The sequence below is a fragment of the Mesorhizobium sp. J8 genome (assembly GCF_016591715.1).
In the GTDB taxonomy this organism is placed as follows: domain Bacteria; phylum Pseudomonadota; class Alphaproteobacteria; order Rhizobiales; family Rhizobiaceae; genus Mesorhizobium.
Genome location: NZ_AP024109.1, coordinates 2,703,245 through 2,727,430 on the forward strand (window position 1 = coordinate 2,703,245; position 24,186 = coordinate 2,727,430).

General features: G+C 63.9%; 26 protein-coding genes. 17 read left to right on the forward strand and 9 right to left on the reverse strand.

Going from position 1 to position 24,186, the window contains the following annotated elements; genetic code table 11:
• Positions 1–78: 78 nt before the first annotated feature.
• The 3 genes from MJ8_RS12655 to MJ8_RS12665 are packed head-to-tail and all read right to left on the reverse strand — an operon-like array spanning position 79 to position 4,584.
• Positions 79–1,398 (reverse strand): HlyD family type I secretion periplasmic adaptor subunit, encoded by a 1,320-nt coding sequence (locus tag MJ8_RS12655; protein WP_201414674.1) that lies wholly within the window; start codon positions 1,396–1,398, stop codon positions 79–81.
• 3 nt (positions 1,399–1,401) lie between these two features.
• Entirely contained in the window at positions 1,402–3,147 is a 1,746-nt protein-coding gene (locus tag MJ8_RS12660) for a type I secretion system permease/ATPase (RefSeq protein WP_201414675.1), read from the reverse strand.
• A gap of 12 nt (positions 3,148–3,159) precedes the next feature.
• Entirely contained in the window at positions 3,160–4,584 is a 1,425-nt protein-coding gene (locus MJ8_RS12665) for a family 16 glycosylhydrolase (RefSeq protein ID WP_201414676.1), read from the reverse strand.
• Positions 4,585–5,115: 531 nt separating this feature from the next.
• Here MJ8_RS12665 and MJ8_RS12670 point away from each other — a divergent pair.
• The 3 genes from MJ8_RS12670 to MJ8_RS12680 all read left to right on the forward strand — a co-directional run bounded on the left by MJ8_RS12670 (position 5,116) and on the right by MJ8_RS12680 (position 6,174).
• Positions 5,116–5,559: an SRPBCC family protein gene (locus MJ8_RS12670; protein WP_201414677.1), complete on the forward strand. Its 444-nt coding sequence runs from the start codon at positions 5,116–5,118 to the stop codon at positions 5,557–5,559.
• A gap of 89 nt (positions 5,560–5,648) precedes the next feature.
• A complete protein-coding gene (locus MJ8_RS12675) occupies positions 5,649–5,879 on the forward strand; it encodes a hypothetical protein (RefSeq protein WP_201414678.1) in 231 nt (76 codons plus the stop codon).
• A 64-nt stretch (positions 5,880–5,943) separates the two neighbouring features.
• Positions 5,944–6,174 carry a hypothetical protein gene (locus MJ8_RS12680; RefSeq protein ID WP_201414679.1) on the forward strand — a complete coding sequence of 77 codons (231 nt, stop codon included), beginning with the start codon at positions 5,944–5,946 and terminating at the stop codon, positions 6,172–6,174.
• A 45-nt stretch (positions 6,175–6,219) separates the two neighbouring features.
• Here the strand turns inward: MJ8_RS12680 and MJ8_RS12685 are convergent, their stop codons facing one another.
• Both MJ8_RS12685 and MJ8_RS12690 read right to left on the reverse strand, forming a co-directional pair.
• A complete protein-coding gene (locus tag MJ8_RS12685) occupies positions 6,220–6,924 on the reverse strand; it encodes an SDR family oxidoreductase (protein WP_201414680.1) in 705 nt (234 codons plus the stop codon).
• A gap of 166 nt (positions 6,925–7,090) precedes the next feature.
• A complete protein-coding gene (locus MJ8_RS12690; protein ID WP_201414681.1) occupies positions 7,091–7,990 on the reverse strand; it encodes an SMP-30/gluconolactonase/LRE family protein in 900 nt (299 codons plus the stop codon).
• Positions 7,991–8,096: 106 nt separating this feature from the next.
• On the opposite strand from MJ8_RS12690, the gene MJ8_RS12695 reads away from it, so the two are divergent.
• The 7 genes from MJ8_RS12695 to MJ8_RS12725 all read left to right on the forward strand — a co-directional run bounded on the left by MJ8_RS12695 (position 8,097) and on the right by MJ8_RS12725 (position 14,450).
• On the forward strand, positions 8,097–8,816 hold the full coding sequence (locus tag MJ8_RS12695; protein WP_201414682.1) for a FadR/GntR family transcriptional regulator: 720 nt from the start codon (positions 8,097–8,099) through the stop codon (positions 8,814–8,816).
• Positions 8,816–10,018: a mandelate racemase/muconate lactonizing enzyme family protein gene (locus MJ8_RS12700; RefSeq protein ID WP_201414683.1), complete on the forward strand. Its 1,203-nt coding sequence runs from the start codon at positions 8,816–8,818 to the stop codon at positions 10,016–10,018. The genes MJ8_RS12695 and MJ8_RS12700 overlap by 1 nt, the downstream gene beginning before the upstream one ends.
• A gap of 23 nt (positions 10,019–10,041) precedes the next feature.
• Positions 10,042–11,019, forward strand: coding sequence for a sugar ABC transporter substrate-binding protein (locus tag MJ8_RS12705; RefSeq protein ID WP_201414684.1), 978 nt, complete (start codon positions 10,042–10,044; stop codon positions 11,017–11,019).
• Between the two features lie 79 nt (positions 11,020–11,098).
• Positions 11,099–12,076 (forward strand): ABC transporter permease, encoded by a 978-nt coding sequence (locus tag MJ8_RS12710; RefSeq protein ID WP_201414685.1) that lies wholly within the window; start codon positions 11,099–11,101, stop codon positions 12,074–12,076.
• A gap of 4 nt (positions 12,077–12,080) precedes the next feature.
• On the forward strand, positions 12,081–12,812 hold the full coding sequence (locus tag MJ8_RS12715) for an ATP-binding cassette domain-containing protein (protein WP_201414686.1): 732 nt from the start codon (positions 12,081–12,083) through the stop codon (positions 12,810–12,812).
• A 10-nt stretch (positions 12,813–12,822) separates the two neighbouring features.
• Positions 12,823–13,578, forward strand: coding sequence for an SDR family oxidoreductase (locus tag MJ8_RS12720; protein ID WP_201414687.1), 756 nt, complete (start codon positions 12,823–12,825; stop codon positions 13,576–13,578).
• The gene (locus MJ8_RS12725; protein ID WP_201414688.1) at positions 13,578–14,450 is read left to right on the forward strand and encodes an aldose 1-epimerase; all 873 of its coding nucleotides are present in this window, start codon (positions 13,578–13,580) and stop codon (positions 14,448–14,450) included. The genes MJ8_RS12720 and MJ8_RS12725 overlap by 1 nt, the downstream gene beginning before the upstream one ends.
• A gap of 11 nt (positions 14,451–14,461) precedes the next feature.
• Here the strand turns inward: MJ8_RS12725 and dinB are convergent, their stop codons facing one another.
• Both dinB and MJ8_RS12735 read right to left on the reverse strand, forming a co-directional pair.
• Positions 14,462–15,724 (reverse strand): DNA polymerase IV, encoded by a 1,263-nt coding sequence (dinB, locus tag MJ8_RS12730; RefSeq protein WP_201414689.1) that lies wholly within the window; start codon positions 15,722–15,724, stop codon positions 14,462–14,464.
• Between the two features lie 426 nt (positions 15,725–16,150).
• A complete protein-coding gene (locus MJ8_RS12735) occupies positions 16,151–16,531 on the reverse strand; it encodes a cupin domain-containing protein (RefSeq protein WP_201414690.1) in 381 nt (126 codons plus the stop codon).
• 403 nt (positions 16,532–16,934) lie between these two features.
• On the opposite strand from MJ8_RS12735, the gene MJ8_RS12740 reads away from it, so the two are divergent.
• The 3 genes from MJ8_RS12740 (at position 16,935) to MJ8_RS12750 (ending at position 18,030) form a co-directional block, all read left to right on the forward strand.
• Entirely contained in the window at positions 16,935–17,126 is a 192-nt protein-coding gene (locus MJ8_RS12740; RefSeq protein WP_201414691.1) for a hypothetical protein, read from the forward strand.
• Between the two features lie 362 nt (positions 17,127–17,488).
• Positions 17,489–17,764, forward strand: coding sequence for a polymerase (locus tag MJ8_RS12745; RefSeq protein WP_201414692.1), 276 nt, complete (start codon positions 17,489–17,491; stop codon positions 17,762–17,764).
• A gap of 29 nt (positions 17,765–17,793) precedes the next feature.
• Positions 17,794–18,030: a hypothetical protein gene (locus tag MJ8_RS12750; RefSeq protein WP_201414693.1), complete on the forward strand. Its 237-nt coding sequence runs from the start codon at positions 17,794–17,796 to the stop codon at positions 18,028–18,030.
• A 25-nt stretch (positions 18,031–18,055) separates the two neighbouring features.
• On the opposite strand, the gene MJ8_RS12755 is transcribed toward MJ8_RS12750, so the two are convergent.
• The gene (locus tag MJ8_RS12755) at positions 18,056–19,273 is read right to left on the reverse strand and encodes a TadE/TadG family type IV pilus assembly protein (protein WP_318528211.1); all 1,218 of its coding nucleotides are present in this window, start codon (positions 19,271–19,273) and stop codon (positions 18,056–18,058) included.
• Positions 19,274–19,553: 280 nt separating this feature from the next.
• Here MJ8_RS12755 and MJ8_RS12760 point away from each other — a divergent pair, with 280 nt between their 5' ends.
• The 4 genes from MJ8_RS12760 (at position 19,554) to MJ8_RS12775 (ending at position 22,790) form a co-directional block, all read left to right on the forward strand.
• A complete protein-coding gene (locus tag MJ8_RS12760; RefSeq protein ID WP_201414695.1) occupies positions 19,554–20,792 on the forward strand; it encodes a pilus assembly protein TadG-related protein in 1,239 nt (412 codons plus the stop codon).
• Between the two features lie 5 nt (positions 20,793–20,797).
• The gene (locus tag MJ8_RS12765) at positions 20,798–21,238 is read left to right on the forward strand and encodes a TadE/TadG family type IV pilus assembly protein (RefSeq protein WP_201414696.1); all 441 of its coding nucleotides are present in this window, start codon (positions 20,798–20,800) and stop codon (positions 21,236–21,238) included.
• A complete protein-coding gene (locus MJ8_RS12770) occupies positions 21,228–21,638 on the forward strand; it encodes a TadE/TadG family type IV pilus assembly protein (protein ID WP_201414697.1) in 411 nt (136 codons plus the stop codon). Before MJ8_RS12765 ends, MJ8_RS12770 begins: the two co-directional genes overlap by 11 nt.
• A gap of 348 nt (positions 21,639–21,986) precedes the next feature.
• Positions 21,987–22,790, forward strand: coding sequence for a hypothetical protein (locus MJ8_RS12775; RefSeq protein WP_201414698.1), 804 nt, complete (start codon positions 21,987–21,989; stop codon positions 22,788–22,790).
• Between the two features lie 740 nt (positions 22,791–23,530).
• Here MJ8_RS12775 and MJ8_RS12780 read toward each other — a convergent pair.
• Complete coding sequence (locus MJ8_RS12780) at positions 23,531–24,073, reverse strand: DnaJ domain-containing protein (RefSeq protein ID WP_201414699.1); 543 nt, start codon at positions 24,071–24,073, stop codon at positions 23,531–23,533.
• Positions 24,074–24,186: the final 113 nt, after the last annotated feature.

Consider the following 24,186-nt stretch of genomic DNA (forward strand, 5'->3'; position numbering starts at 1 on the left):
GAGCTTCGCGTTGCCTGATATCCGTGTCGAAATCCAGCTTACCGCGGCAAGCTAAACGCGGCTATGAGCTGACGTTGCCTACCTTTCCCTGAACGCCCGCGCGAAGGAATCCATCATCGGGCGTACCAGATACTCGAAGAAAGTCCGGTCGCCCGTGCTGATGAAGGCATCGACCGGGGTTCCGGGATAAAGCTGCTCGGCCTTCACGCCGGCGGGCAGGGCCTCCGTGATCTTCAGCTTGGCGCGGAAATAGGGTTCGTGCGTGGTCTGATCGATCAGCCGATCGGCGGAAATCTCGCTCACCGTGGCAGGCACTTCCGGCGTGAGCCGTGTGTTGAGCGCCGACAGGCGGAGCTTTGCCGGCTGGCCGACATGCACCTGGTCAATGTCCTTCGGCCGCAGCCGGGCGTCCACCACCAGGCCGGATGACGTGGGCAGGATCTCCATGATCTTTTCGCCGGGCGCGACCACGCTGCCTTGCGCGTTGTAGGTCGAGGACACGACGATGCCCGCCGCCGGCGCGGTGATCGTCGTGCGCTTCAGCACGGCTTCTGCCGCGCGCATCCGCTCCTCGACGTCGGCGAGGTTGGTGCGCACGTCGTCGAGCTTGGTCAGCGCTTCCTCGACGCGCTGCGTCGTGGCGCGCTCGGTCTGCGCCTCGGCCTCGACGATCTGCGTGTTGGCGGAAGCAAGGTCGGCCTCCAGCGCGCCGGCCTGGCCGATCAGGTCGGCCTCCGAGCGCAAGAGCTGCGAATATTCGGTCCGGTTGGTGAGGCCCTTGTCGAGCAGGTCGGTCTTGATGCCGAGCTCCTTCTTCACCACCTCGGCCTGCTGCTCGATGGCCGCTTTCTGCGCATTCAGCCCTTTGACCGACTCGCGATGCATGGCGACGCGCTGCGCCAGGATCGACTGCTCCGAGCGGAACCGCGCAAGCCTCGCGTCGAACTCCTTCTGCTGTTCGCGGATGAGGTTCCGGAACTCCTGCTGGAACGGCGCCGGCGCAGGCTCGGCGATCGGTGCCAGCGTCGCGAGGCCGTCGCGCTCGGCCTCCAGCCGCGCAGCACTTGCCTTGAGCGCGATCCACTGTCTCGTCAGCCGGTTGAGATCGGCCTCCGCGGCGGTCCGGTCGAGCAGGATAAGGTCCTGGCCCTCGCGCACATGGTCGCCCTCATGCACCAGCAATTGCCTGATGATGCCGCCTTCGCGGTGCTGGACGAGGATGTTGCCGCCGGTCGCCGCGATCGTGCCTTGGGTGATCACCGCGCCTGCCAGCGGCGCGCTCGCTGCCCAAATGCCGAAGCCGCCGGCAAGCAGCGCGATCGCTGCGTAGCCGGCGAAGGCGGTGCGACGGAAATCGGTGCGCGGGCGGCCGTCTAAGGCGAGGCTCTGGGTGGACATCGCCTACGAACCGTAACCGACAGTTGGCGCGGCGCGGATGGTCGGCGCGAACGATCCGGTCACCACCGTGCTCCGCTGCGCGGCTTTACCCGGCTGCCGCAGCACCTCTGCGCTCGGCCCGAACGCCTCGATCACGCCGCCGCGCAAGACCATCACACGGTCGCATGCTGCTGCGATTGCGGGGCGATGCGTGATCACGATTGTGGTGACCCCCGCGGCGCGGGCCGCCGCGAGCACCGCTTCCAGCGCTGTCTCACCGGCCCCGTCGAGATGCGTGCTGGGCTCGTCCAGAACCAGGATGCGCGGATTGCCGTAAAAGGCGCGCGCGAGCCCGATCCGCTGCCGCTCGCCGCCCGACAGCGTGCCGGCGATCGCCGTCTGGTAGCCGTCGCGCAGCGAAAGGATCAACTCATGCGCCTCCGCGCGTTTCGCCGCTTCCACGATCGCCGCGTCGTCGGCCTTTGCGTCGAAGCGCGCGATGTTCTCGGCGATCGAACCGGGGAAAAGCTCCACCTCCTGCGCCAGATAGCCGATATGCCGGCCGAGTTGGTTTCCGTCCCAGGTCCTGAGCTCGGCGCCGTCGATCCTGACCGAGCCGCCGCTTGGCTGGGCTGCGCCAACGAGCAGCCGCGCCAGTGTCGATTTGCCTGCGCCGCTCGGGCCGACGATCGCCACCGCTTCGCCCGCGGCTATCGCGAAGCTCAACCGCTTCAGGATCGGCTCGGCGCCGAACGTGGCATTCGGGGCGATGAAGAAAAGATCCTGCGCGGAGATCGCGCCGGTCGGTTCGGGCAGGATGAGCTTGATCGCCTGAGCCGGCTGCGCCGCCAAGGCTCCTCTGAGGCGCGTCCATGCGCGCCTGGCTTCGACGAGCTGCCGCCAGGAACCGATCAACTGGTCGAGCGGCTGCAGCGCGCGCGACGACACCAGCGAGGAAGCGAAGATCATGCCGGCCGTCATCTCGCCTTTGAGCACCAGCCAGGCGCCGGTGCCGAGGATCGCCAGCTGCAACATCATGCGCAGCGCCCTGGAAGCGCCGCTGAAGACGGCGTTGGCGCCGGCCGAGCGGTCATGCAGGACAAGCGCCTCGGCCACGTGCCGTCCCCATGCGCGCGCGGCATTTTCCACCATGCCCATGGCGCGCAGCGTGTCGGCGTTGCGGGCAAAGGCCTGCTCGACCCGGCTGGCCAAAGCCGAGCGCTCCGCCGAGAGCGCATCGTTCCTGCCGATGGCAAGCTGGTTGGCGAAGACCAGCACGACGAGCAGCGCCGCGCCGCCGAACGTGACCCAGAACAACAGCGGGTGGATCAGGTAGAGCAAGGCGAGGAAGACCGGCGCGAAGGGCAGGTCGAACAGCACCGAAACGCCGCGCGAGCGGATGAAGGCGCAGACCGAGGCAAGGTCGGCGAGCGGCGACGAAGCATCCCGGGAGCCGAGCGAAGCCGCGAACGCTCTGGTGCCCAGCCTGTCATTGACCATTGCTGCGACGCGCTGCGTGTAGACGGCGCGGATGGCATCGAGGAAGCCTAGGAAACCAAGCGCCGCGACCGCCATGACCGACAGGTAGACGAGCGTCTCGACGCTGGAGGAGGGCAGCACCCGATCATAGACCTGGAGCAGGTAGAGCGGGATCACCAGCAGCAGAAGGTTGATAAGCAGCGAGAACAGGCCGACATCGGTTACGGCGCGCGGGAACATCGGCCGCAGGCCGGCCTGCCTGATCGCATCCGGAGCGCTCTCCTGTGACATTGGCCCGGCCGCCTAGGCTGTGTGCTCGCCCGTGACGTTCAAGTGGCTCTGCTGCAGCTCATTCAGCGTGTAAGCGTGGATATAGTCGATCTTCATCTGGGCGGGCGTGGCGAGATGGTCGGGCGGCGCGCCGGCCTGTCCGCCGATTGCAAGGTCCACCAGCATGTACATCGGCTTGTTCATGTCGGACGGCGTCGCCGCTTCGGCGACCTGCACGCCGTCATAGGTCCAGACCAGCTTGTCCGGCGTCCACAACAGGCCATAGGTATGGAAGCCGGCGGTGTCCATGACGTTCACCGTGGATCCGACCGTCGTGTGCTGGCCCGTCTCGTTGGTGTGCGCGGTCACCAGCAGCGAATTCGGCTTCTGTCCGTACATCTCCATCACGTCGAGCTCCGGCGGCCACGAGCCGTCTTCCGGCAACAGCCAGAAAGCCGGCCAAGCGCCTGCGTGTTCCGGCAGGTCGGCGCGCATTTCGAAATAGCCGTAGGTCTGCGAGAACGAGTCATGGGTGGTCAGGATGCCGGAGGTGTATTCGTAATTGTTGATCAGAGGCCTGATGTCGGCCGGCGCCTGCGCCGCGGTGATCGTCAGCACGCCATTGTCGGTGCTGAACGGATGCACCGAGCTGGTCGGGCCGTAATTGGCGTCGATATACCACTGCAGCTCGCCATTGCGGGTGAGCGTGCTGCCGTTCGCCGCGCCCCACCAGAAGTTGGTGTCCCAGGTGCCGCCTTGGCTGTTGTGCAGGTTCAGCGTGTTGAACTCGTCGCTGAAGGACAGCGTCATGCCGGACTTGTCGATTGGCAGCTGGAAATTGTTGGGCTGCAGTTTGTCGATGGTGGTGTTCTTGAATTCGAGGATTTCGCCCGATCCGAGGTTCAGCACCACATTGGGTCCCGCCTGGATCATGGCGTTGTGGACGGCGGCGAACGACGTGAATCCGTAACCGTCGAGCCGCACGGCATCGTTCGAGGCGAAATTGACGATCGAGTCGCTGCCGTTGCCCTTCGCGACAATGAAAACATCGGCGCCGCCGCCGCCATCGATCAGCACATCGTTGCCCGCGCCGCCGTCGATCGTCTGGCCGCCCGCCGTGGCGGTGATGATGTTGTCCAACGCATTGCCGAAGGCGTAATTGTGGGCGTTGGTGACGACGAGGTTCTCGACGTTGTCTGGCAGCGTGTAGCTCATCCATGTGTTGATCGTGTCGATGCCCTCGCCAGGGTTCTCGACCACCTTGTTGCCCGCCGAATAGAGGTAATAGATGTCGTCGCCGGCGCCGCCATACATGGTGACGTTGACGCCGCTGGAGGCCCAGATTGAGTCGTTGCCGCTGCTTCCGTTGAATGTCGGTCCGGACGTTGCCGAAAACCAATGATTGGAAGCGCCACTATAGTAGAGAGGAACGCCTATCGCGTTGACGACGAAGCTCATCGGACACTCCTTCCGCGCTGCCCCGCCCGGATGGCTCATTGCAGGTTCGAGCACCTGCTTCGAACCAATTTGCAACACGGACTATCGTTCCCGAAAATAAGCAAATAGTACAGAGAAAATTGCCGGTTTTTTTGTCGATATTTTGAAAAGATAGAATAAGCGGTGACTAATGCAATTAGGGCGTGAGTTGTTCTCAATTTTACTTAATTTTTGCAAGGTTTTCTGCCAAAGGTTGTGCAGATAGCCATGGATGGATGTATCTGTCGCAGCGGGCCTCAAGTCGTGGCCGGTCGAGTTTGGCTTCAGGATTGGACCGTCCGCTTAGGCCTCGCCGTCGCGGCCGATGCTGGCTTGCAGCGCGGCGCTTGCGATGGCGCCGGCCAGCCGACCGGCGCAGCAGCGCTCATTTCTTTTGTGTCCATTTCGGGACGCATGACAGCCGCCCGGCAAAAAATTTGACAGCCGCTGTCGGATCGGCTGGGGGCCGCTCGTCCTTGGGGCATCGATCAACAAAAGGAAGGATACCGAGATATGCCGAGCACCATCCAACTGCACCGCGTCCTGGCGACCAAGCCGGAGAAGGTCTACCGCGCATTCGTCGAGGCCGATGCGCTGGCCAAGTGGCTGCCGCCGAACGGCTTCACCTGCACGGTGCATGAGTTCGACGGCAAGGTCGGCGGCGCCTACAAGATGTCCTTCCGCAACTTCACCACCGGCGACAGCCATTCCTTCGGCGGCGAGTTCGTCGAGTTCGTTCCGGGCGAGCGCCTGCGCTACACCGACCGCTTCGACGACCCCAACCTGCCGGGCCAGATCGAGGTGACGGTGACATTGAAGAAAGTGTCGGTCGGCACCGAGATCAACATCACCCAGGCCGGCATCCCGGACGCCATCCCCGCCGAGGCCTGCTATCTCGGCTGGCAGGAATCGCTGCGCAACCTTGCCAAGCTCGTCGAGCCGGAGATCAATCAGTAGGCCGCGAAGCGCAGGGCGGCCGTTGCCGTGGCCGCCCTGCTTACCCAAGGTAAGCAAAATTTCACCAAGCGCTGATAAAAGCCGCTCCCATGGATCGCAACAAGAACAACGACCTCTTTGTTCTGATGGCGGCGCTTGCAGCGCTGGCGATCTATAACATTGCCTGCGGCATCAAGACCGGCGAAGTCCGGGGCAAGTTGCATTGGGTCGCGCTGGCCGACGATCCCACGCGCTTTTGGAACATCGTGATCGGCAATTCGATTGTCTTGGTGGCTTCGATAGCCTTTTTGTGGGTCCTCAACTCCCGCAGGCCCGGATGATCCGAGGCGAGATACCCCATACGACGATAAGCAAAATTTCATCGGACGCGGCTAGACGTGTTCCATGGACCGCAACAAAAACGACGCCGTCTTTGTCCTGGTGGCGGCGCTCGCCGCCTTCGCGATCTACAATCTTGCCTACGGCCTGAAGACCGGCGAAATCCGGGGAAGGCTCAGCTGGATTTCGTGCGTGGACGACCCGGCGCGTTTTTGGAGCAACGTTTTCGGCAATATCGCCGGCGTCGTTGTCTTGCTGGGCTTTCTCTGGCTGCTGCACCTTCGTGGCCGCAAATGACGTTGCGCCCGGCAATGCCGGGCGCCGACCTGCTTGTGGCGTGGCTTACACTGCCCGCGTGATGCCCCCATCCACGCGGATGTTCTGTCCGGTGATGTAGGCGGCCCCGTCCGATGCGAGAAACGAGATCGTCGCGGCGATCTCCTCCGACGTGCCGTAGCGCTTCATCGGCACAGCATGGCGACGCTCCTCGGTCGCAGGCAGGCTGTCGATCCAGCCGGGCAGCACGTTGTTCATGCGGATGTTGTCGGCCGCATAGGTATCGGCGAAGATCTTGGTGAAGGCGGCAAGCCCGGCGCGCGCCACGGCCGAGGTCGGGAACATCACGCTCGGCTCGAACGTCCAGGCGGTCGAGATGTTGATGATGACGCCGGATTTCTGTTCCTGCATCACCGGCGTCACCAGCCGGGTCGGGCGCACGGCGTTGAGGAAATAGGTGTCGATGCCCTTGTGCCAGTCCTCGTCGCTGATCTCGATGATCTGCGCGCGCGGCCCGTGGCCGGCGCTGTTGACCAAAACGTCGATGCGGCCCCAGCGCTCCAGCGCGCCGTCGGCAAGGCGCTTCAGATCCTCGTTCGACTGGTTGGAGCCGGTGACGCCGAAGCCGCCCAGTTCCTTGCCCAGCGCCTCGCCCTTGCCGGAGGAGGAGAGCACGCCGACTTTGAACCCATCCGCCGCCAGGCGCTTTGCCGCAGCGGCTCCCATGCCGCTGCCGCCCGCCGTCACCAGAGCTACTTTTTCGCCTGCCATGTCGCTGTCCGTTTGTTGAAATTGTTGAAAGCGACCCTGTTAGCATGCCAAGGCCAGGGCATGAACCGGATTGGATTGCGCCACGGCGTCGGCGGTTCGCGCGCCGGGTCACACTCCAGTGGCGCTCACCGTCATCTGGGGCGGTCAAGCGTTGGCCGCCGGGAGATCATCCGAAGCGGTTGGCCGGCACGCCGCGCACGCCGGGCTTGAGCGCGAACAGGCCGCCCTCGAAAGGGTTGGCGGCAAGATGCTCGGCGCTCATGGTGAAGCGCGCGGAGGTCACGAACAGCGTGTCAAAATCCGTGCCGCCAAAGGAGCAGCTTGTCGGCCAACTGCAGGGCAGCTCGACAATTCGGTCGAGCCTGCCGTCGGGCGCGATGCGGGCGAGGCAGCTTCCGCCAACCACCCTGCAGTTCCAGACATAGCCCTCGGCGTCCAGGCATGAGCCGTCCGGCAGGCCGCGCTCGAAGCCGGTGAAGAAGGGACGCGCTTCGCCGAGCCGTCCAGCCTTCCGGTCCCAATCATAGCTGTAAAGCGCGTTCTTCATCGTGTCGGCGGTGACGAAGCGCCCGTCGGGCAGCCATACCATCGTGTTGGTGATGCCGAACCGATCCTCGCTGAGGCGCCTCACATCGCCGCTCGAGCCGACCCGGTAGAGCCGGCCCTCATCGCTTGTGATCGCCATCGGCGCGTCGTCCGGCCCGATATTGTTGGCCATCGTACCCACCCAGAGCGAGCCGTCCGGCCCGACCACGCCTTCGTTGAGCCGCGAGCCTTGCCGGTCGGCCTCGATCGTCGCCAGCATCCGGAATGGCCCGCCGAAATCCCAAAGCGCGATGTCCTTGCGCAGGCCGACGATGGCGCCGCCATCGGCGCGCAGGCCGACCGAGGTGACGAGGTCGCCCGTCGGCCAGCGCTCATGCGCTCCGCTCGATGGATCGAGCCGATGGATCCGGCGGCCGATGATATCGACCCAGACCAGCCTGCCGACGCGCTCGTCCCACACAAGGCTCTCGCCGACCATGTCGCGTGCGTCGTGGATCAGCTTGGGTTCCGTTTCGTGCATGAGCGCTCCTCCGGGCAGGTATCCAAAATCAGCTTGACATATATCTTTCGCGTGAAATATGAGCAATTCGATAATAACCTGTCATACAGGTTTTCGAGGGAGCGGAATGCAGGAGCAGACGGACTCACCGGATGAGGCAAGCCCCGGCCTGGTCAGCACGGCGATTCAGGCGATCACCCAGCACATCCGCTCCGAGGGTCTCGCGCCCGGCGATCCGCTGCCCAGCGAAGCCGCCATGACGCGGCAGCTCAACGTCTCCCGCACCGTGGTGCGCGAGGCCTTCCGCTCGCTGTCGGCGATGCGCCTGATCGACATGAGCGCAGGGCGCCGCGCCACCGTCGCCAAGCTCGACACCGGCGCGATGTCGATGGTGATCGAGCACGGCATCACCACCCAGCAGATCAGCGTGCAGCAGGTCTATGACGTCAGGCGTACCATCGAGATGCGCACCGTTGCGCTTGCCGCGCTCCGCCGCACTGACCAGGAGGCGGCGGCCATTGGCCGGTCGGCCCGGCTGATGCGCGAGAATTTCAGCAACCCCGAGGCCGTCATGGAGCATGACATCGCCTTCCACGAGGCGATCGCGGCGGCCTCGCACAATCCGGTCTTTTCGCTGATCGTCACCGCCTTCAGCGGCGTCACCCGCCGCACCTGGGTGATCGGCTGGCGCACCCGTTCCTCCGACGAGGCACAGCTCAAGATGATCAAAGGCCATGAGGATATCGCCGACGCCATCCTCAAGGGCGACCCACGGCTGGCGGCCGAGCACATGGCCGAGCATTTCGACAAGAGCGTCAAGGCACTGCTCGACGCGGGGATCGCGTGATGAAGATCCGCGCCATAGAGACCATCCGCATCGAGGAGCGGCCGAACCTGCTCTGGGTCGAAGTCCATACCGACGAGGGCATCACCGGGCTCGGCGAGACCTTCTTCCTGTCGCGCACCGTCGAGGAATATCTGCACGAATATGTCGCGCCCAGGGTGATCGGCCGCGATCCCCTGGAGATCGACCTGCTCGCTGCCGACCTCGTCGGCTATCTCGGCTTCCGCTCCAGCGGCGCCGAGGTGCGCGGCAACTCGGCCTTCGACATCGCGCTGTGGGACATTTTCGGCAAGGCCACCGGCCAGCCGGTCGCGCAATTGCTGGGCGGCTTCAGCCGCCGCTCCATCCGCACCTACAACACCTGCGCCGGCACCGAATACATCAAGGACGCCAAGGGCCAGACGACGGCCAATTACGGAATCGGCGCCGGGCGGGACTATGACGACCTCAACGGCTTCCTCACCCGCGCCGGCGAACTGGCCGAGGAACTGCTCGAGGACGGCATCACCGCCATGAAGATCTGGCCGTTCGATCACTCGGCCGAAAAGACGCGCGGCAACGACATCTCCGCGGCCGACTTGAAGGCGGCGCTCGAACCGTTTGAAAAGATTCGCAAAGCCGTCGGCGACAAGATGGACGTCATGGTCGAGTTCCACTCCATGTGGCAGCTCCTGCCGGCCATGAAGATCGCGCGCGCTCTGCAACCCTACGCGACTTACTGGCACGAGGACCCCATCCGCATGGACAGCCTCGGTGACCTGAAGCGCTACGCAGCGGCCAGCCCGGCACCGATCTCGGCCTCGGAGACGCTCGGCAGTCGCTGGGCTTTTCGCGACCTGCTGGAAACGGGAGCGGCCGGTATCGTCATGCTCGACATCTCCTGGTGCGGCGGCCTGTCGGAAGCGCGCAAGATCGCCTCGATGGCCGAGGCCTGGCGGCTGCCGGTGGCGCCGCATGACTGCACCGGTCCGGTCGTGCTCGCCGCCTCGACGCATCTGTCGCTCAATGCGCCCAACGCGCTCGTCCAGGAAAGCGTGCGCGCTTTCTACCGCACCTGGTACCGCGACCTGGTGACCGCGCTGCCGGAAGTGAAGGACGGCATGATCACCGTGCCGCCCGGGCCAGGGCTCGGGCTGGCGCTCAATCCGGACCTCGGCCGCGCCTACACCGTCCATCGTCGCGTCAGCGACAGGACAAGCAACTGAAGAATCCAAAGGGAGGAACAGACATGAAGAAACTCACCGCAATGCTATTGCTCGGCGCCGCCCTGATCGGCGGCCAGTCCGTGGCCCGCGCCGACGGGCTCAACATCGTCTTCACCCATCATTCGTCGGCCTCGAACACGTTCTGGCAGGCGGTGAAGAAGGGTTTCGACGATGCCTGCGGCAAGGTCGAGGCGACCTGCAACATGGTCTTCACCCAGACCGAGGGCTCGGTCGAGCAGCAGGTCGCCAATATGCGCGCCGCGCTCGCCGCCAAGCCTGACGCGCTTTTGACCTCCATCGTCGACGATCACGCTTTCGACGACGTCATCAAGGAGGCACGCGACGCCGGCGTTTTGGTGATCGCCGTCAATGTCGACGACACCGAGGGCGCCAAGGGCAATGCGCGGCAGGCCTTTGTCGGCCAAGGCTTCAAGCCGGCCGGCTACTCGCTCGCCAAGGCGATTTCCGAGAGCTTCCCGAAGGACGGCCCGATCAAGGTGCTGGTCGGCATTTCCGCGCCCGGCCAGAACTGGTCGGAAAGCCGCGGCGCCGGCATCATGCAGTTCCTTGAGGAATACAAGGCCGCGAATAAGGACCGCGACGTGTCGTGGGAGCGCATCGACAGCGGCACCGATCTCGCCATCACCTCCGACCGGGTCGGCGCTTATCTGAACGCCCATCCCGACACCACGGCCTATTTCGACACCGGCTTCTGGTGCGCCGGCGTCGCGCGCGTGCTGGCCGATCGCGGCGTGGCGCCCGGCAAGGTGTTGCTCGGCGGCTTCGACCTCGTTCCGGAAGTGCTGCAGCAGATGCAGAAGGGCTTTGTCCAGGCGCTCGTCGACCAGCAGCCCTACATGCAGGGCTTCATGCCGGTGATGGAGGCCTATCTCAACAAGAAGATCGGCCTTGCTCCTTCCGACATCGACACCGGCCAGGGCATCGTGCGGCCGAAGGAAGCCGACAGCATCATGGCGCTGTCCGCTCAGGGGATGAGGTAAGCTCCCTAAATTGCCAGACCGGCATCGGCGGCGCCTGACGCCGCCGGTGCGACCGAATCCCGAACCCCGGAGCCTTTCGTTGAAGCGCCTGTTCAAGACCTATCTCGAAAAGCCGGAACTGGCGGGGCTGATCCTTCTGGTGCTGCTCATCATCCTGTTCCAGGTGCGCTCGCACGGCGTGTTCCTGAACGCCGACAATCTGCGCGGCATTCTCGGCATCCTGCCGGAGGCCGGCCTCGTCGCCATCGGTGTCACCATCCTGATGATCAGCGGCGAGTTCGACCTCTCGGTCGGGTCGGTCTTCGCGCTGATGCCGATGACCATGGCGGTGCTGATGGTGCATGGCGCCCCGTTCCCGCTGGCGTTGCTGGCCGGGCTGCTGGTCTGCGCGGCCATCGGCTTCATCAACGGCTACGTCACCATCCGCTTCGCGATACCCAGCTTCATCACCACGCTCGGCATGCTGTTCATGGCGCGCTCGCTCACGGTCGTGGTCTCGGGCGGCTTCCCGCCACTGCTGCCTATCGACCTGCCCAACTGGCTGTTCACCTCCTTTGTCGGCCCCGGCAACATGTTCCGCATGTCGTTTCTGTGGTTCGCAGCGGTTGCCGTGTTGACCTCGCTCATGCTGTCGCGGACCAATTTCGGCAACTGGATCAAAGCCACCGGCGGCTTCCTGCCTGCCGCCGCCTCGATGGGTATCCCGACCGCCAGGGTCAAGATCGTCTGCTTCATGCTGTGCTCGGTGCTGTCCGGATTCGCCGGCATGCTGCAGGTGCTGCGGTTGGGCTCGCCGCTGCCCTCGATCGGCGAGGGGTTGGAATTGCAGGCTGTCGCCGCCGCGGTCATAGGCGGCGCTTCGCTGACCGGCGGCATCGGCACCGTTATGGGCGGCATCATCGGCACGACGCTGATCCGCGTCATCGACAACGGCCTTGTGCTCAGCCACGTCGACGCCAACTGGTTCAAGTTCGCCATCGGCTTCCTCACCATCTTCGCCGTCGTCGCCAATGCCTGGATGCGCAAGCGCGCCAAGGCCATCAAGATGGAGGGCTGAAGCGATGAGCGACGCGATCATCTCGGTGCGCGATCTGCACAAATGGTATTCCGGCGTGCATGCGCTGAAGGGCGTGACGCTCGATTTCAAGCGAGGCGAGGCGCTCGGCCTGGTCGGTGACAACGGCGCCGGCAAGTCGACCTTGATCAACATCCTGTCGGGCGTCCACCGCGCCGATCAGGGCGAGATCAAGGTCGAAGGCAGGGCGGTCAGCATCGCCACGCCGCGCGACGCCATGGATCTCGGCATCGAGACCATCTACCAGTACAACTCAATGGTACCCACCATGTCGATTGCCCGGAACCTGTTCATCGGCCGTGAGCCGACGCGGTTCTCGATTTTCGGCGTCGGCATCCTCGACCAGAAGAAGATGGCTGAGGAGAGCATCCGAGCGATCGCCAATGTCGACCTGCATCTGCGCTCTCCCGACGCGCTCGTCGGCGAGCTGTCCGGCGGCCAGCGCCAGGGTGTCGCCATCGCGCGCGCCATGCATTTCAAGTCCAAGGTGATGATCCTCGACGAGCCGACCAACCATCTCTCGGTCAAGGAGACCAACAAGGTCATCGGCTTCGTCCGCGGCTTGAAGGAGCAGGGGGTGACCGGCGTCTTCATCAGCCACAACATGCATCATGTCTTCGACTGCTGCGATCGCGTCGTGGCGATGGCGCGCGGCGAGGTGGTGCTGGACAAGCGCGTCGCGGACACCTCGATCGACGAAGTCCATTCTGTCTTGTGAGGAGGAGCCGATGAAGGCGCTCGCTGGTCGCAAGGTTCTGCTGACGGGTGGCCTAGGCTCGCTCGGCCGGGCCCAGGCTGTGGCGCTGGCGCGGGCCGGAGCGCGCGTGCTGCTGCTCGACCGCCCCGCTGCAGCGAACGCGGCGGAGATCGTCGCCGGGCTGGCCGGCCAGGCTTCGGGCGATATCGCCTTCGTCGGCTGCGATCTCAACCGGTTGGCCGAGGCGGAGGCCGCGGTTGCCGCGCTGGCGGCGAAGGAAGATGGCATCGACATCCTGATCAACAACGCCGCGCTGATCATCAACCGACCGTTCGAGGACTTCTCGCTCGCCGAGTATGAGGACCAGATCCGCGTCAACTCCTCGGCCGCCTTCGCGTTGGCGCGGGCCTGCGCCCCGGGCATGAAGGCCAAGGGTTATGGCAAGATCGTCAATTTCTGCTCGATCACGCTGAACGGCCGCTGGGACGGCTATGTGCCCTATGTCGCATCGAAAGGCGCCATGCTCGGCCTAACCAAATCGCTGGCGCGCGAGCTCGGACCGCACGGCATCAGGGTGAACGCCGTATCGCCGGGCGCGGTGGTCTCGGAGGCGGAGGAGCGCGTCTTTGGCGAGCGGCTGAAGGAGTACAATGACTGGATCCTCGCGAACCAGAGCCTCAAGAAACGCATCGAGCCGGACAACGTCGCCGATCTCGTGCTGTTCCTCGTCTCGCCTGCCTCCGACATGATCAGCGGCCAGAACATCGCCGTCGATGGCGGCTGGTGATGGCGGGCACGGTCGAGCTGAACGACGGGCAGGCGAGGCTGGTCCTGGCGCCCGACAAAGGCGCAGCGATCGCCCGCTATGACGCGCTGGTGATCGGCAGCGCGCCGGTCGCGCTGTTGAGGGCAGGGGAGGGCACCGGCACCTCCGGCTGCCAGCTCCTGGTGCCGTGGTCGAACCGTATCTCCGCCGGCGGCTTCGAGTTCGAAGGCCGCTTCCATACCGTCGAGCCGAACGTCCCGGAAGAGGCCTTTCCGATCCATGGCGACGGTTTCCAGAAGCCGTGGCGGCTTGTTCACATGACCGACACTGAGGCCGAGCTCGCCCTGGATGACGGCGCGATCGGTCCTTACCGCTACAGGGCCTCCGTCGCCTACGCGCTGCAGGACGGCGCGCTGGAGGCGCATCTCACCGTCGAGAACCGCGCCGGCATGCGCCTGCCTTACGGCCTCGGTTTCCATCCCTGGTTCCCGCGCGGCGACACGACCCTGCTGGAGGCCGGGGCGAAACGTGTCTGGCTGGAGGACGACCGCCATCTGCCTGTCGGCGTTGTGCCGGTGAGCGAGCATCCGGCTTGGGATTTCGATCGCCCCATCCCGTTGCCGCTGGACTGGGTGAACAACGCCTTCGACGGCTGGAACCGCCGCGCCTCGATCATGCAGCAAAAGGATGGGATCAAGGTCACGCTTACCGCCTCGCCCGAACTTGGCGTCTACATCCTCTATTCGCCGTCGTCCGATGCCGGCTTCTTCTGCTTCGAGCCGGTCTCGCACCCGGTCGACGCGCATCATGGCGAGGGGCTGACGGTGCTTGACGATGGGCAAGCGATGAGCGCGACGATGCGGCTGGATTGGACGGTCGTGGAGACGGAGTGAGCCCCCTCCCTCTACAGCTCCTTCTCCGCCAGTTCCCTGAATCCATCCGGCACCGAGCGCGTGCCTTCCAGCTGCACCGTGCCGTAGCCGACCGCCTCCTTGCCGAAGCGCTGGCGGATCTTGTCGATGGCGCGGTCGGCGCCGAAGCGGGCGAGGCCCTTGCGGCTGCCGGGCTTCAGCCTCTCGTCCGCCAGGCCGAGCGGCAGTTCGAGCTGCAGCTCGGCTCCTTCTTCCAGATGCGAGACGGAGATCGCCAGCAGCGAGATATCCCGTTCGCCCGGATGGGCGGCGAGCACGCCGCGCACCAGCTCCTCGGCGATCTCGGCGAGCATGGTGGTGGCCTGGATCGGCTGCTCCAGCGTGACGGAGCGGGTGACCGCGCGCATGTCGGCGAAGCGCACGCGCACCGTGACCGTGCGCCCGGGCCGGTCCTTGGCGCGCAACCGGCTCGCCACGCGGTCGGCCAGATGGAGCAGCGTCGGCACGAAGACACGCGGCAGCGCGGGCCTGCGGCCCAGCGCCGACTGTGCGCCGGCCGAATGCGCGCGCCGCTGCGTCTCGAGCTTGCGCGGGTCTCGGTTCCAGGCGAGAGCGGCAAGCTTCCGGCCGGCGGCATGGCCGATCAGCCGCTCCAGCGCGCCGCTATGTGTGCGTGCCAATTGCCCGATCGTCTCGACGCCGATCTCGGCGAGCCTCGCCTTGGTCGCCGGGCCGACGCCCCACATCAGCGTGACGGGCAAATCGTGCAGGAAGGAAAGCTCGCTGCCGGGCTCGACCACAACCAGCCCGTCGGGCTTCGCCACCTGCGAGGCGATCTTGGCGAGGTGTTTCGTCCGCGCTACGCCGATCGAGATCGGCAGGCCGAGCTCGGACTTCACCCGCTCGCGGATTTTTCGCGCGATCTCTTGCGGCGATCCGAACAGATGCGTGCAGCCTGCGACGTCGGCGAAGGCCTCGTCGATCGAGATGCGCTCGACGAGCGGAGTAAAATCGTCGAGCACCTTGATCGCTGCGTCGCCCAGCCGCTGGTATTCGCTGAAGCGCCCGCCCACGAAGATGAGCTGCGGGCAGAGCTCGCGCGCCTTACGGCCAGGCATGCCGCCGCGCACGCCGAAGACTTTCGCCTCGTAGGACGCCGCCAGCACCACGCCGCCGCCGACGGCGATCGGCTTGCCGCGCAGCGTCGGGTCGAGCAACTGCTCGACCGAGGCGTAGAAGGCGTCGAGGTCGGCATGCAGGATGGTGGCGGCCGCGGCGGCGTCCGTGACGAGCATCGCGCGATCCCATGGTCATTTGTGTGGCATTGCAGCATTAGCTGCATCTTTTGTAAGGGGAATTGACAGAACATAAAGAGAACAAAAGCGGTTCCATGTCAAGTCTCCACGCTTCAACATGCGAGTTTGCACAACCTGACGGTACAGCCGCAGATAGAGGCGGATTGTGCGGGCAATTCTGCCCCTGGATCGTGATGGCGTTTCGTTGAATCGCTCTCACGATCCAACTCTTTGTTGGAGCATGATCTTTCTCCGAAAACCGGTTCCCACTTCGGGATCATGCTCTAGAGGGATGTTCGCCATGGGCCACGGAGAGGGCGCCTGCATAGAGTGGCGACGATCGTTCTTCACGCTCGCAAGTCGTTGCGCTCCACGCGCCCTCTCTGCCGCCTTCGGCTACATGCCCCGAGGAGGCGATCGCTTGTGCTATGCCGGCTTGGCGTATTGTTCGGCGCTCAGCACCTCGATGCATTGAAACGGTTGGTTGCCTTCGACCCAGGCGTCATGGCCTGGCGGAATGGTATAGGAAGAGCCGGCCTCGAAGGTCTTTTGCGTGCCGTCGGTCATCCGCACCGTGATCGATCCGGACACGACATAGCCGACATGCGAGACCTGGCAGCTGTCGGTCTTGACCACCGGTTTCACGCATTCCGACCACTTCCAGCCCGGCTGCATGTTCATCCGCCCGAGCGTATAGCCCGGCAGCCGTACGATCTCGACACGCGTCTTGGCGGGCGCGCGGACCTCGTCGGGATTGTTGTGCGATTTGGATTCGAGCTTTGTCACGTTCATTGCGACTTCGGCCATGGCAGTCCTCCCATGTGTGAAGCGGCGCCTGACGTTGCGATCGTCGGCGACCGCTGTCTCATTCATACGCCTTATTATGAGGAATCGCTAATGTAATCGGAGCGTCCCCGACCGAAGATTTGGCGCTTCTATCGAAAGTTATTGCAGACCTGGTCGCCGGGTGCTTTTCTGTTTTCGCGCTGGCACCGCGGTGGTTGAGGGACCAATCCGTTCTCGCCCGACAGGGAGAATTCGATGCGACCCTCGGCAAGGATCAAGGCAACACCGTCGCGGCTTCTCGCAATCCCCCATCAGCATGATGCGCACCTGTTCCAGTGCCGGCCGAGCGCCGCGCCGCGGCACATAGGCGGGCGAGGGGACAGACTTTTGGGCGGGATAATCAACAGCCACCAGGAGGAAACCGATGCTTGATCAAGTCGTGGAAGACCATCCGCGCCCGCCGGTCATTGCCGGCCGTCGCGGTTCGCCGGCGCTTCGCCAATGCTGCGACAGCTATGTCTGTCCGGTCTGCGCACAGGTCGTCGAACTGACGGATTATCGTCAGGTGCTATGGCACCAGCAGGCCGGCCATCAGCCGATGGACCTCGAGGACTGAATATCGGCCAGCGCTTCAAGGATGGCCCGCGGTTCTCGAGAACTCGCGGGCCGGGAGTGGAGTAGCGGCAACCTCTGCCAGCGCATGCGGTTGCATCCGCCATCGCCAACCATGAAGCCATCGGGTCTTGATCGACGCCGAGTGCGTATCAACCGTCTGGGGCCATCTTCAGACTGAAGTCTTACCTGCCCAACGCAGAGGCCTGAGACGTCGATTTGTGAGAAACAAGAGGACATTAATTTCATTGGGTAGCAAGCCGCCGGACAAAGTCCCTTCATCGGCGGTTGACCACGGAGTGCCCACCATTCCTGCGATTTGGTGGGCACTCCTTTCCCTCTGGAAGCGCTCTTGGAGCTGCTGGCATGCAACCCGGCAAGATCATCGCGAACCTGTTTGCCACGCTGCTTTTTGCCGGCCTGGTCGGCGGCGTCTTCCTCCTCTTCGGCAGGCCGCTCTGGCCGCAACGCCAGGCCCAGATGGTGATCCTTCTTCCGATCGACACGGTCGCGACAGGATCGGTGCGTAGGGCCTGTGTCGAGCCGTGTCTGCCGGCCCGCTTCGATCTCAAGCTCGCGCCCGTCAGGCCGCCCGATGAAGGCAGGCGGCGGAACCAGCCCGCGGCTCATGCCGTTGAATGAGCGAAGGGATGGCGCTGGCGGAGGCCGCCATGGACAATTTCGAACTCATCGATCTTCTCTGCGTCATCGACGCATGCGCGAGCGACCGTTTGGCCGGGCGTGTCGTGCCGATGTCGAAGGCGGTCGAGGAATTGCGCGTGTTGACTGGCGATTTCGTCTCGTCGGATGAGGACGCGACCAACGCCTTGACGCAGGTCGCGCTCGAGCGCGGCTGCGCAGTGCTCTTCGACGAGCAGGCGGGCGCGGATATTATGGGCTTGGCGTAAACTCCTCCAGCCGGGAGATTGGTGCTCATTTCGCTAGGGTGATCATCCGGCCCGCATACGCCGCTCGGCCCCCGAGTTCGGCCGTGCAATCGGACTTTACGGCTGAGTTCCCTATCATCGCGACCGTATCGCCGACCAGCCGCAGGCAACTGCCCTGGGCGTTCACATCCGAATTTCCGGTGTAGGTGATGGCGGCGTCCGGAGCGTAGATGAAGCCGCTCACCACCGAGCCGGATCCGCCGTTGAGCAGCAGGGGCTGAGTGTTGCCATGCGCTTGGAAGATGGTGATGCCGGCGTAAGGACCGCTCGTCGGCGGCGAGAGGTTCACCTGCTCGTTGGCGTTGATGGTAAGCTGCGAGTTCTCCATCAGGAAGATTGTCACGCCTTGGCCGCTCAGGCTGCCGTTGCCACCGGGCTTTATGGTGACGTTGCGCATGATGTAGGTGCCCGGATTGAGGGTGATCTTTCCCGACAAGGTCTTGTCGCAATAGGTGCCCGGCGAGAGCGTCACCGTTTTGCCGTTGGGAACCGGCAGGCAGAGCGTGTAGGCAGGCGGAACGACATCGGCCAGCGGATCGAACGAAGCATACTGGTTCTCGTGCGGCGCGCCGCAGGAAAGCGTGGCGTTGGGCGGCGTCAGCCCTTGCGTGCGGCCGACCGTCGAGACGCAGCCGGCGCTGACGATCGCCGAGCCTCCGCGGTTGACGGCGTCGGGGGCGTCCGAATTGGCCGCGATCACGCAGCCGTTCATCGCCACGTCAGTCGAGCCTTGCAGGCTGACCGCGCCGTCGGCGTGCTGATCGAGCGCGAGCACGCAGGCTTGCGCACCGGGCTTGAGCTTGACCGAAGCGCTGCGCGTCGCCTGCCAAGCCGGCATGCCGCTGATGAACGCCGGTCGGCTGATGCTCGACGACAGCGAAATGAAATAGGCGCCCGGATCGCCGCTTGCGCTTGCCTGGAACGCGCCGAGGCTGCCCGATAGCTCCTGCGCGTCGGCTGCGCTCATATTGGCCGCGAAGAAGGTCTGGCCGAGTTGCTGCACGTCGCTTGCCGACATGCTCGCCTGGTATTTCGTACCGATCGCCAGGCCGGCCGCGTCCAGTGAGTTCTGCAACTGCGCGGCGTCGTCGCTCGTGCCTATCAGGTCGACGGACGCCGCCACGCCAAGCATGAGCGGCACCATGGCGACCGCGGCCGCGATCGCGAAGTTGCCGCGCCTCGATGCCAAAAAACGTCCCCACATGGAGCCCATCCTCGCCGATATGCGGTATTTGATATGCGCGCGGTCTCAACGAGCGATTTGCAAAAAAGTTAAAATGCAGAAAGTGCTAAAGCATTAGCTTTTACAGATGCTTATGCCTTAAGTCCGATATGTCTTAGGCCTTAGGTCTTAGTCTGTGCGGCGTAAGGTGGGGACAGTGGAACGCTGGAGTCCCATCGGCGCAAATCGAGCGAAATAATTAGGCATTCGTTCACATCGCAATGATGACGTGACGGCTGGGATAGCTTGGGCGCGGTCGGCCATGGCCTTTTCGGGTCGTTTTTTCAGACATGTTTTTTCTCGACATTTTTTTCGACGCTTTGGCGAAGGCAAGGGCGGCAATGTCGCCACCATCTTCGCGCTCACCCTGCCGGTCGTCGTCGGCGGCGCGGGGCTCGGCGTCGAGACCTCGTACTGGTACTATTCGAGCCTGAAGCTGCAGGCGATCGCTGACGCCGCCGCCTATGCCGGCGCGCTGGAGAAGATCGCCGGATCCAACACCGATGCCATCGCCGCCGCCGCCACGTCATCGGCTGCCTCGAACGGCCTGGGCGCAGGCACGATCGTCGTCAACACGCCGCCGGCATCAGGACCGAACACGGCCAAGAAGGCGGTCGAGGTAATCCTCAACCAGAATCTCGACCGGATGTTCACCTCCATTTTCACGCAGACAAAGGTGCCCGAGCGGGCGAGGGCGGTGGCGCTGATCACTGACGCTTCCAAGGCCTGCGACATAGCTCTCAGCCTCACGGCCTCGCAGGCGCTGCTTTTCTCCGGCAACACCACCGCGAAGAAAATCGGCTGCGTTGACATGGCAAATTCGAGCGCGTCCGACGCCATCAAGATCCAGGGCTCGGCGGCGGTGCAGACCGACTGTTTGATCACCGTCGGCGGCGTGGTGCTGAACAATCCGCCGACGATGGTCTGCAAGGCCCCGATCACCCAGGCTCTGCCGGCCGCCGACCCCTTTGCCAGTCTCCCTGCGCCCGCCGCTACCAATCCTTGCCAGAACGACAACAAATCGGCGCTGAAGCCGGGCACTTATTGCAGCGGCATGAACTTGAGCGGCAATGTCACGCTCGATCCCGGCGTCTATGTCGTGCAGGGCAACCTGAAGATAAACGCCAATGCCAACATCTCCGGCAGCGGCGTCACCATCTTCATGTCCGGCAGCTCGACCGTCAGCATCAACGGCAACGCCACCGTGACGCTGAGCGCGCCGACCTCGGGCACCTATTCCGGCGTGCTGTTCTATGGCGACAGGACTGGAACGGCTGCACAGAGCACCTTCAATGGCACCGCGAGCTCGCTTCTGACCGGCGCCATCTATTTCCCCAGGCAGCAGGTCAACTACCTCGGCAATTTCTCGGGTAAGAACGGCTGCACCCAGGTGGTTGCGGATACCATCCAGTGGTCGGGCAATTCGACTATCAACCAGGACTGCTCGAGCCTGGGGATGAAGGACATTCCGGCCGCCCAGTCGGTCGCGGTCGTCGAGTAGCGGCCATGAGGCTTCCCGCAATCCGTTTCGGCAGGGACTGCGCCGGCATCGCCGCGGTTGAGCTCGCGCTGGTGATGCCGGTGCTGTGCGCGGCTCTTCTGGGTGTTGTGGACGGCTGGTCTTATGTCTCAAGCTCGCTCGCCATGCGGGCGGGGGTTAAGACCGCGGCAAACCTCGTTATGGCGGGCGGCGCCGACGATAGCGCCACCCAGGCCGCCGCGCTGGCGAGCTGGGAGCATAAGCCGGCCGACGCCGCGGTCACGGTCAGCCGCATCTATCGGTGCGGAACGACCGTGGTCACGTCGACCACCATCTGCAGCGGGCCAAAAGTGCCCTCGGTGTTCGTCCAGATCCAGGCATCCGGCACCTGGATCCCGCCCTTTACTTTCGGTCCCTATCCGGACAATACCGTCATTGGGCATCTGCAGGTGGTTCGTGTCCGCTAGGCAAAGACCCCGGGCATTTGTCAGCGATGAATCCGGCGGCGCCGGTCTCGAATTCGCGCTGGTCGCGCCTTTTCTCATCATGCTCCTGTTCGGCATCTTCGCCTTTGGCTGGTCGATGAACAGCATATCCAGTGTGCGCTATGCGCTCGAAGCCTCCGCGCGCTCCCTGCAGCTCAACAACACGCTGACGCAGGCCGACATCCAGGCGGTCGCGACGCAGAAATTGCAGGCGCTGGGCCTGCAGAATGTGAACGTCACCATCACCACCGATCCGCCCAGCGGCGGCTTCACCATGGCCCATGTCAACGCCAGCTATGCCTTCGTCATCAGCTTCCCCTATTTCAGCAATTTTCCGATCAGCTACACCACCTCGGTGACCGTGCCGCTGGTCAGCGGCTAGAGGATCGGCCCCGGACCGGTCCAGCCGCGACGAACCGACTGGATTCCTGCGCGACTGGACATGGCCGCTCTCGACATGCGCGGGTCGGGAAACGTCGTTGGACCATGGTCCGGCGGGACGAGGGCCCTCATTGTTCCAAACGGCCCAAGGGCTCTCGGCCCTTTGTATTTCCGTTTGTTTTCAATAGGTTAAAGGTGTTTTTTGTGGGAATTCCCGGTGGGCCGCCGCCATGCTCTCATTTCGCGACCGTAATTGCTTAAAGTTTATCCGACGCCATTAGGAAATTCTCATAAGAGGCTGCCTAGCGGTTGGGCCATGTATGCGACGATTCATCTGCGGAGAAGCATAATGACATTGCGAAAGACACTCCTGGCATCCCTTGCCATTCTCGCGCTCGCCGCGGCCCCCGCGCTAGCCGCCGGTGGCGGTAATGGCGGCGGCCACGGCAATGGCGGCAGCCACGGTGGCGGCAACGGCAATGGCGGCAACGGAAACGGCGGCGGCAATGCCGGCGGTAAGGGCAACAGCGGTGCCTCGCACGGTAAGTCGGCCTCGGCGCCCGGCCACAACAAGGGCACCGACAGCGCGTCGGACGACAGCTCGACCGACACCGCGACGACAACGACCGATGACACCACCACGGCCGCTACGCCCAAGGAAAAGAACATCCATGCCAAGCTCGGCCGGCTGAACTCGCTGAAGCGCAACATCAACGCCTACATGAATTCCAAGAGCAAGAAGTTCGCCGGCATTCAGGCTTACGTGACGCAGGCCGCGGCGGCCCAGAACGCGCAGGCCGCGGTTGATGCTGCTCAGAAGGCAGTGGATGACGCTCAGGCCAAGCTCGACGCGCTGAACGCCCTTGCGAACGATTCCACGACCCCGCCCGACCAGGTCCCCACTGCTCAGCAGCTCGCTGATGCGCAAACCGCGCTGACCGAGGCACAGGATGCGCTCGCCGCTGCTGAGACCACGGCACAAAATACGCCGCCTCCCACTGACGCCTCCCTGGATACGGCTCTCGCCGACATGGCCAACAAACCGGTCGACGCCGACGTCACAGCCTGGGCGAAGGATACGCTGGGGGGCAAGATCGACGCCGCTGCCGCCGCCACGGCGACGACGACCACATCGACGACAACGACCCCATAAGGCCGGCCGAACCGCCCAGAGGGTGAACGAAGACGCCGCCGGGCCTCGCCCGGCGGCTTTTTGTATGCGGCCGCACTTTTGGGACGCCGAAAGAAAAGTGGCTCGCCTCAGCCTGAGGCGAGCCAAGCGGGAGCCGCATTGTTGGGTGTCGGTTCCCGCAACAGGTTGCCACCTGTTTTGACGAATGGCCGGTGCTTTCTTGGACGATGAATATGCCGGCCTGGCGGGCGGATGTTCGGGTGTCCCTGAAGTCGCCCGCAAAAAATATCGTATTCCGACATACTTATCGGTAGCATGACAGGCCGGCAACAACTTTTGATAGTCGGGCCGCCAGCCGACGCGATTGCCTCAAACCTTGACGGGACACCCTAGCCCTAGACGGGTCGGCGCCGGCCCAATGCGTTGGCGCGTCGGACCTCAGTCACCTTGTGTTCGGTGAAGCATAACGCCAGTGTACCCCTGCGCTCCCTGTTCTTGCCCGCCATGGTGCATGGCTTAGACTCCGCCGCCCCCCGGCGAGCCGAGCCCAGAGATGGGGAGCTGAGAAGACGACAGTCGATTCCTCGGGGATGTAGCTGTCCCTTCATCGAGCCCGCCACTGGTTCAGGCACCAGTAGGCGGGCTTTTGATGATCGGCCCAGAGCAATTCCAGGAAAAGTGCTGAGCGGTTTTCCGTCCGGAATTGCGTAAAAACAAGGAGATAGAGCATTTCACCGCTTTCTGTGAAACGGTGAAATGCTCTAATCGGCGTGATCGAGAAGGCGGGTGGCGTCGGTACGACCCGTATTGTGCTTGGCCCCGGCATGATCGATGCCTTCGACGGTGATGGCGAACGTTCCGTTCTCGGTTCTGCCGATGAAGCCCTTCGCCTTGAGGTACCACAGATGGAATTCCAGGTGCTCGCGAGGGCAGCCCGACAAGCGCTCGAGCTCTTCGTCGCCGATGCCCGGATTGTTGACGTCCCGCCGGCGCCTCACATAGAGAAGCGACAGTAGATTGGCTTGGATGACGCTGTCCCTTTCCATGCCGCCACCGTCGCGCGCTCCTTCCGTGAGTTCGTGACGAAGGCCAAGATGCTCGCGATAAAGAATGTCGTACTGTGCCCGTTTGACTGGATCACGAAGCGTATTGTGGGCTTCCACGATTTCGCTGAAACGCGATTCATTGCCGGTTTCCCGATTGTCGGGATGGTAGCGCATGGCAAAGTAGCGGAAGATCCGCTCGATGGTCTCAGAATTGGCGTTCGGGCTTATTTCCAGAAGTTCGTAGTAATCGATGAACATGTAATCGTGCTTCCGAAATTACGGAAACCACCCCCGATCCAAGCATTGCCCAAATGCCGCGCGCTTGCAAGGCGCCGCCGGGCCGGCCCGAACCGCTGCGGCCGGTGGAATAA

Excerpts from the sequence above, each read along its gene's own strand:
- dinB (WP_201414689.1), bottom strand. The coding sequence starts at position 15,724 with ATGCTCGTCACGGACGCCGCCGCGGCCGCCACCATCCTGCATGCCGAC.
- MJ8_RS12745 (WP_201414692.1), top strand. The coding sequence starts at position 17,489 with ATGCAACCCGGCAAGATCATCGCGAACCTGTTTGCCACGCTGCTTTTT.
- MJ8_RS12740 (WP_201414691.1), top strand. The coding sequence starts at position 16,935 with ATGCTTGATCAAGTCGTGGAAGACCATCCGCGCCCGCCGGTCATTGCC.
- MJ8_RS12780 (WP_201414699.1), bottom strand. The coding sequence starts at position 24,073 with ATGTTCATCGATTACTACGAACTTCTGGAAATAAGCCCGAACGCCAAT.
- MJ8_RS12670 (WP_201414677.1), top strand. The coding sequence starts at position 5,116 with ATGCCGAGCACCATCCAACTGCACCGCGTCCTGGCGACCAAGCCGGAG.
- MJ8_RS12765 (WP_201414696.1), top strand. The coding sequence starts at position 20,798 with ATGAGGCTTCCCGCAATCCGTTTCGGCAGGGACTGCGCCGGCATCGCC.
- MJ8_RS12700 (WP_201414683.1), top strand. The coding sequence starts at position 8,816 with ATGAAGATCCGCGCCATAGAGACCATCCGCATCGAGGAGCGGCCGAAC.
- MJ8_RS12775 (WP_201414698.1), top strand. The coding sequence starts at position 21,987 with ATGACATTGCGAAAGACACTCCTGGCATCCCTTGCCATTCTCGCGCTC.
- MJ8_RS12715 (WP_201414686.1), top strand. The coding sequence starts at position 12,081 with ATGAGCGACGCGATCATCTCGGTGCGCGATCTGCACAAATGGTATTCC.
- MJ8_RS12675 (WP_201414678.1), top strand. The coding sequence starts at position 5,649 with ATGGATCGCAACAAGAACAACGACCTCTTTGTTCTGATGGCGGCGCTT.
- MJ8_RS12685 (WP_201414680.1), bottom strand. The coding sequence starts at position 6,924 with ATGGCAGGCGAAAAAGTAGCTCTGGTGACGGCGGGCGGCAGCGGCATG.
- MJ8_RS12665 (WP_201414676.1), bottom strand. The coding sequence starts at position 4,584 with ATGAGCTTCGTCGTCAACGCGATAGGCGTTCCTCTCTACTATAGTGGC.
- MJ8_RS12755 (WP_318528211.1), bottom strand. The coding sequence starts at position 19,273 with ATGTGGGGACGTTTTTTGGCATCGAGGCGCGGCAACTTCGCGATCGCG.
- MJ8_RS12660 (WP_201414675.1), bottom strand. The coding sequence starts at position 3,147 with ATGTCACAGGAGAGCGCTCCGGATGCGATCAGGCAGGCCGGCCTGCGG.
- MJ8_RS12720 (WP_201414687.1), top strand. The coding sequence starts at position 12,823 with ATGAAGGCGCTCGCTGGTCGCAAGGTTCTGCTGACGGGTGGCCTAGGC.
- MJ8_RS12680 (WP_201414679.1), top strand. The coding sequence starts at position 5,944 with ATGGACCGCAACAAAAACGACGCCGTCTTTGTCCTGGTGGCGGCGCTC.
- MJ8_RS12725 (WP_201414688.1), top strand. The coding sequence starts at position 13,578 with ATGGCGGGCACGGTCGAGCTGAACGACGGGCAGGCGAGGCTGGTCCTG.
- MJ8_RS12695 (WP_201414682.1), top strand. The coding sequence starts at position 8,097 with ATGCAGGAGCAGACGGACTCACCGGATGAGGCAAGCCCCGGCCTGGTC.
- MJ8_RS12750 (WP_201414693.1), top strand. The coding sequence starts at position 17,794 with ATGGACAATTTCGAACTCATCGATCTTCTCTGCGTCATCGACGCATGC.
- MJ8_RS12655 (WP_201414674.1), bottom strand. The coding sequence starts at position 1,398 with ATGTCCACCCAGAGCCTCGCCTTAGACGGCCGCCCGCGCACCGATTTC.
- MJ8_RS12690 (WP_201414681.1), bottom strand. The coding sequence starts at position 7,990 with ATGCACGAAACGGAACCCAAGCTGATCCACGACGCACGCGACATGGTC.
- MJ8_RS12735 (WP_201414690.1), bottom strand. The coding sequence starts at position 16,531 with ATGGCCGAAGTCGCAATGAACGTGACAAAGCTCGAATCCAAATCGCAC.
- MJ8_RS12760 (WP_201414695.1), top strand. The coding sequence starts at position 19,554 with ATGGCCTTTTCGGGTCGTTTTTTCAGACATGTTTTTTCTCGACATTTT.
- MJ8_RS12705 (WP_201414684.1), top strand. The coding sequence starts at position 10,042 with ATGAAGAAACTCACCGCAATGCTATTGCTCGGCGCCGCCCTGATCGGC.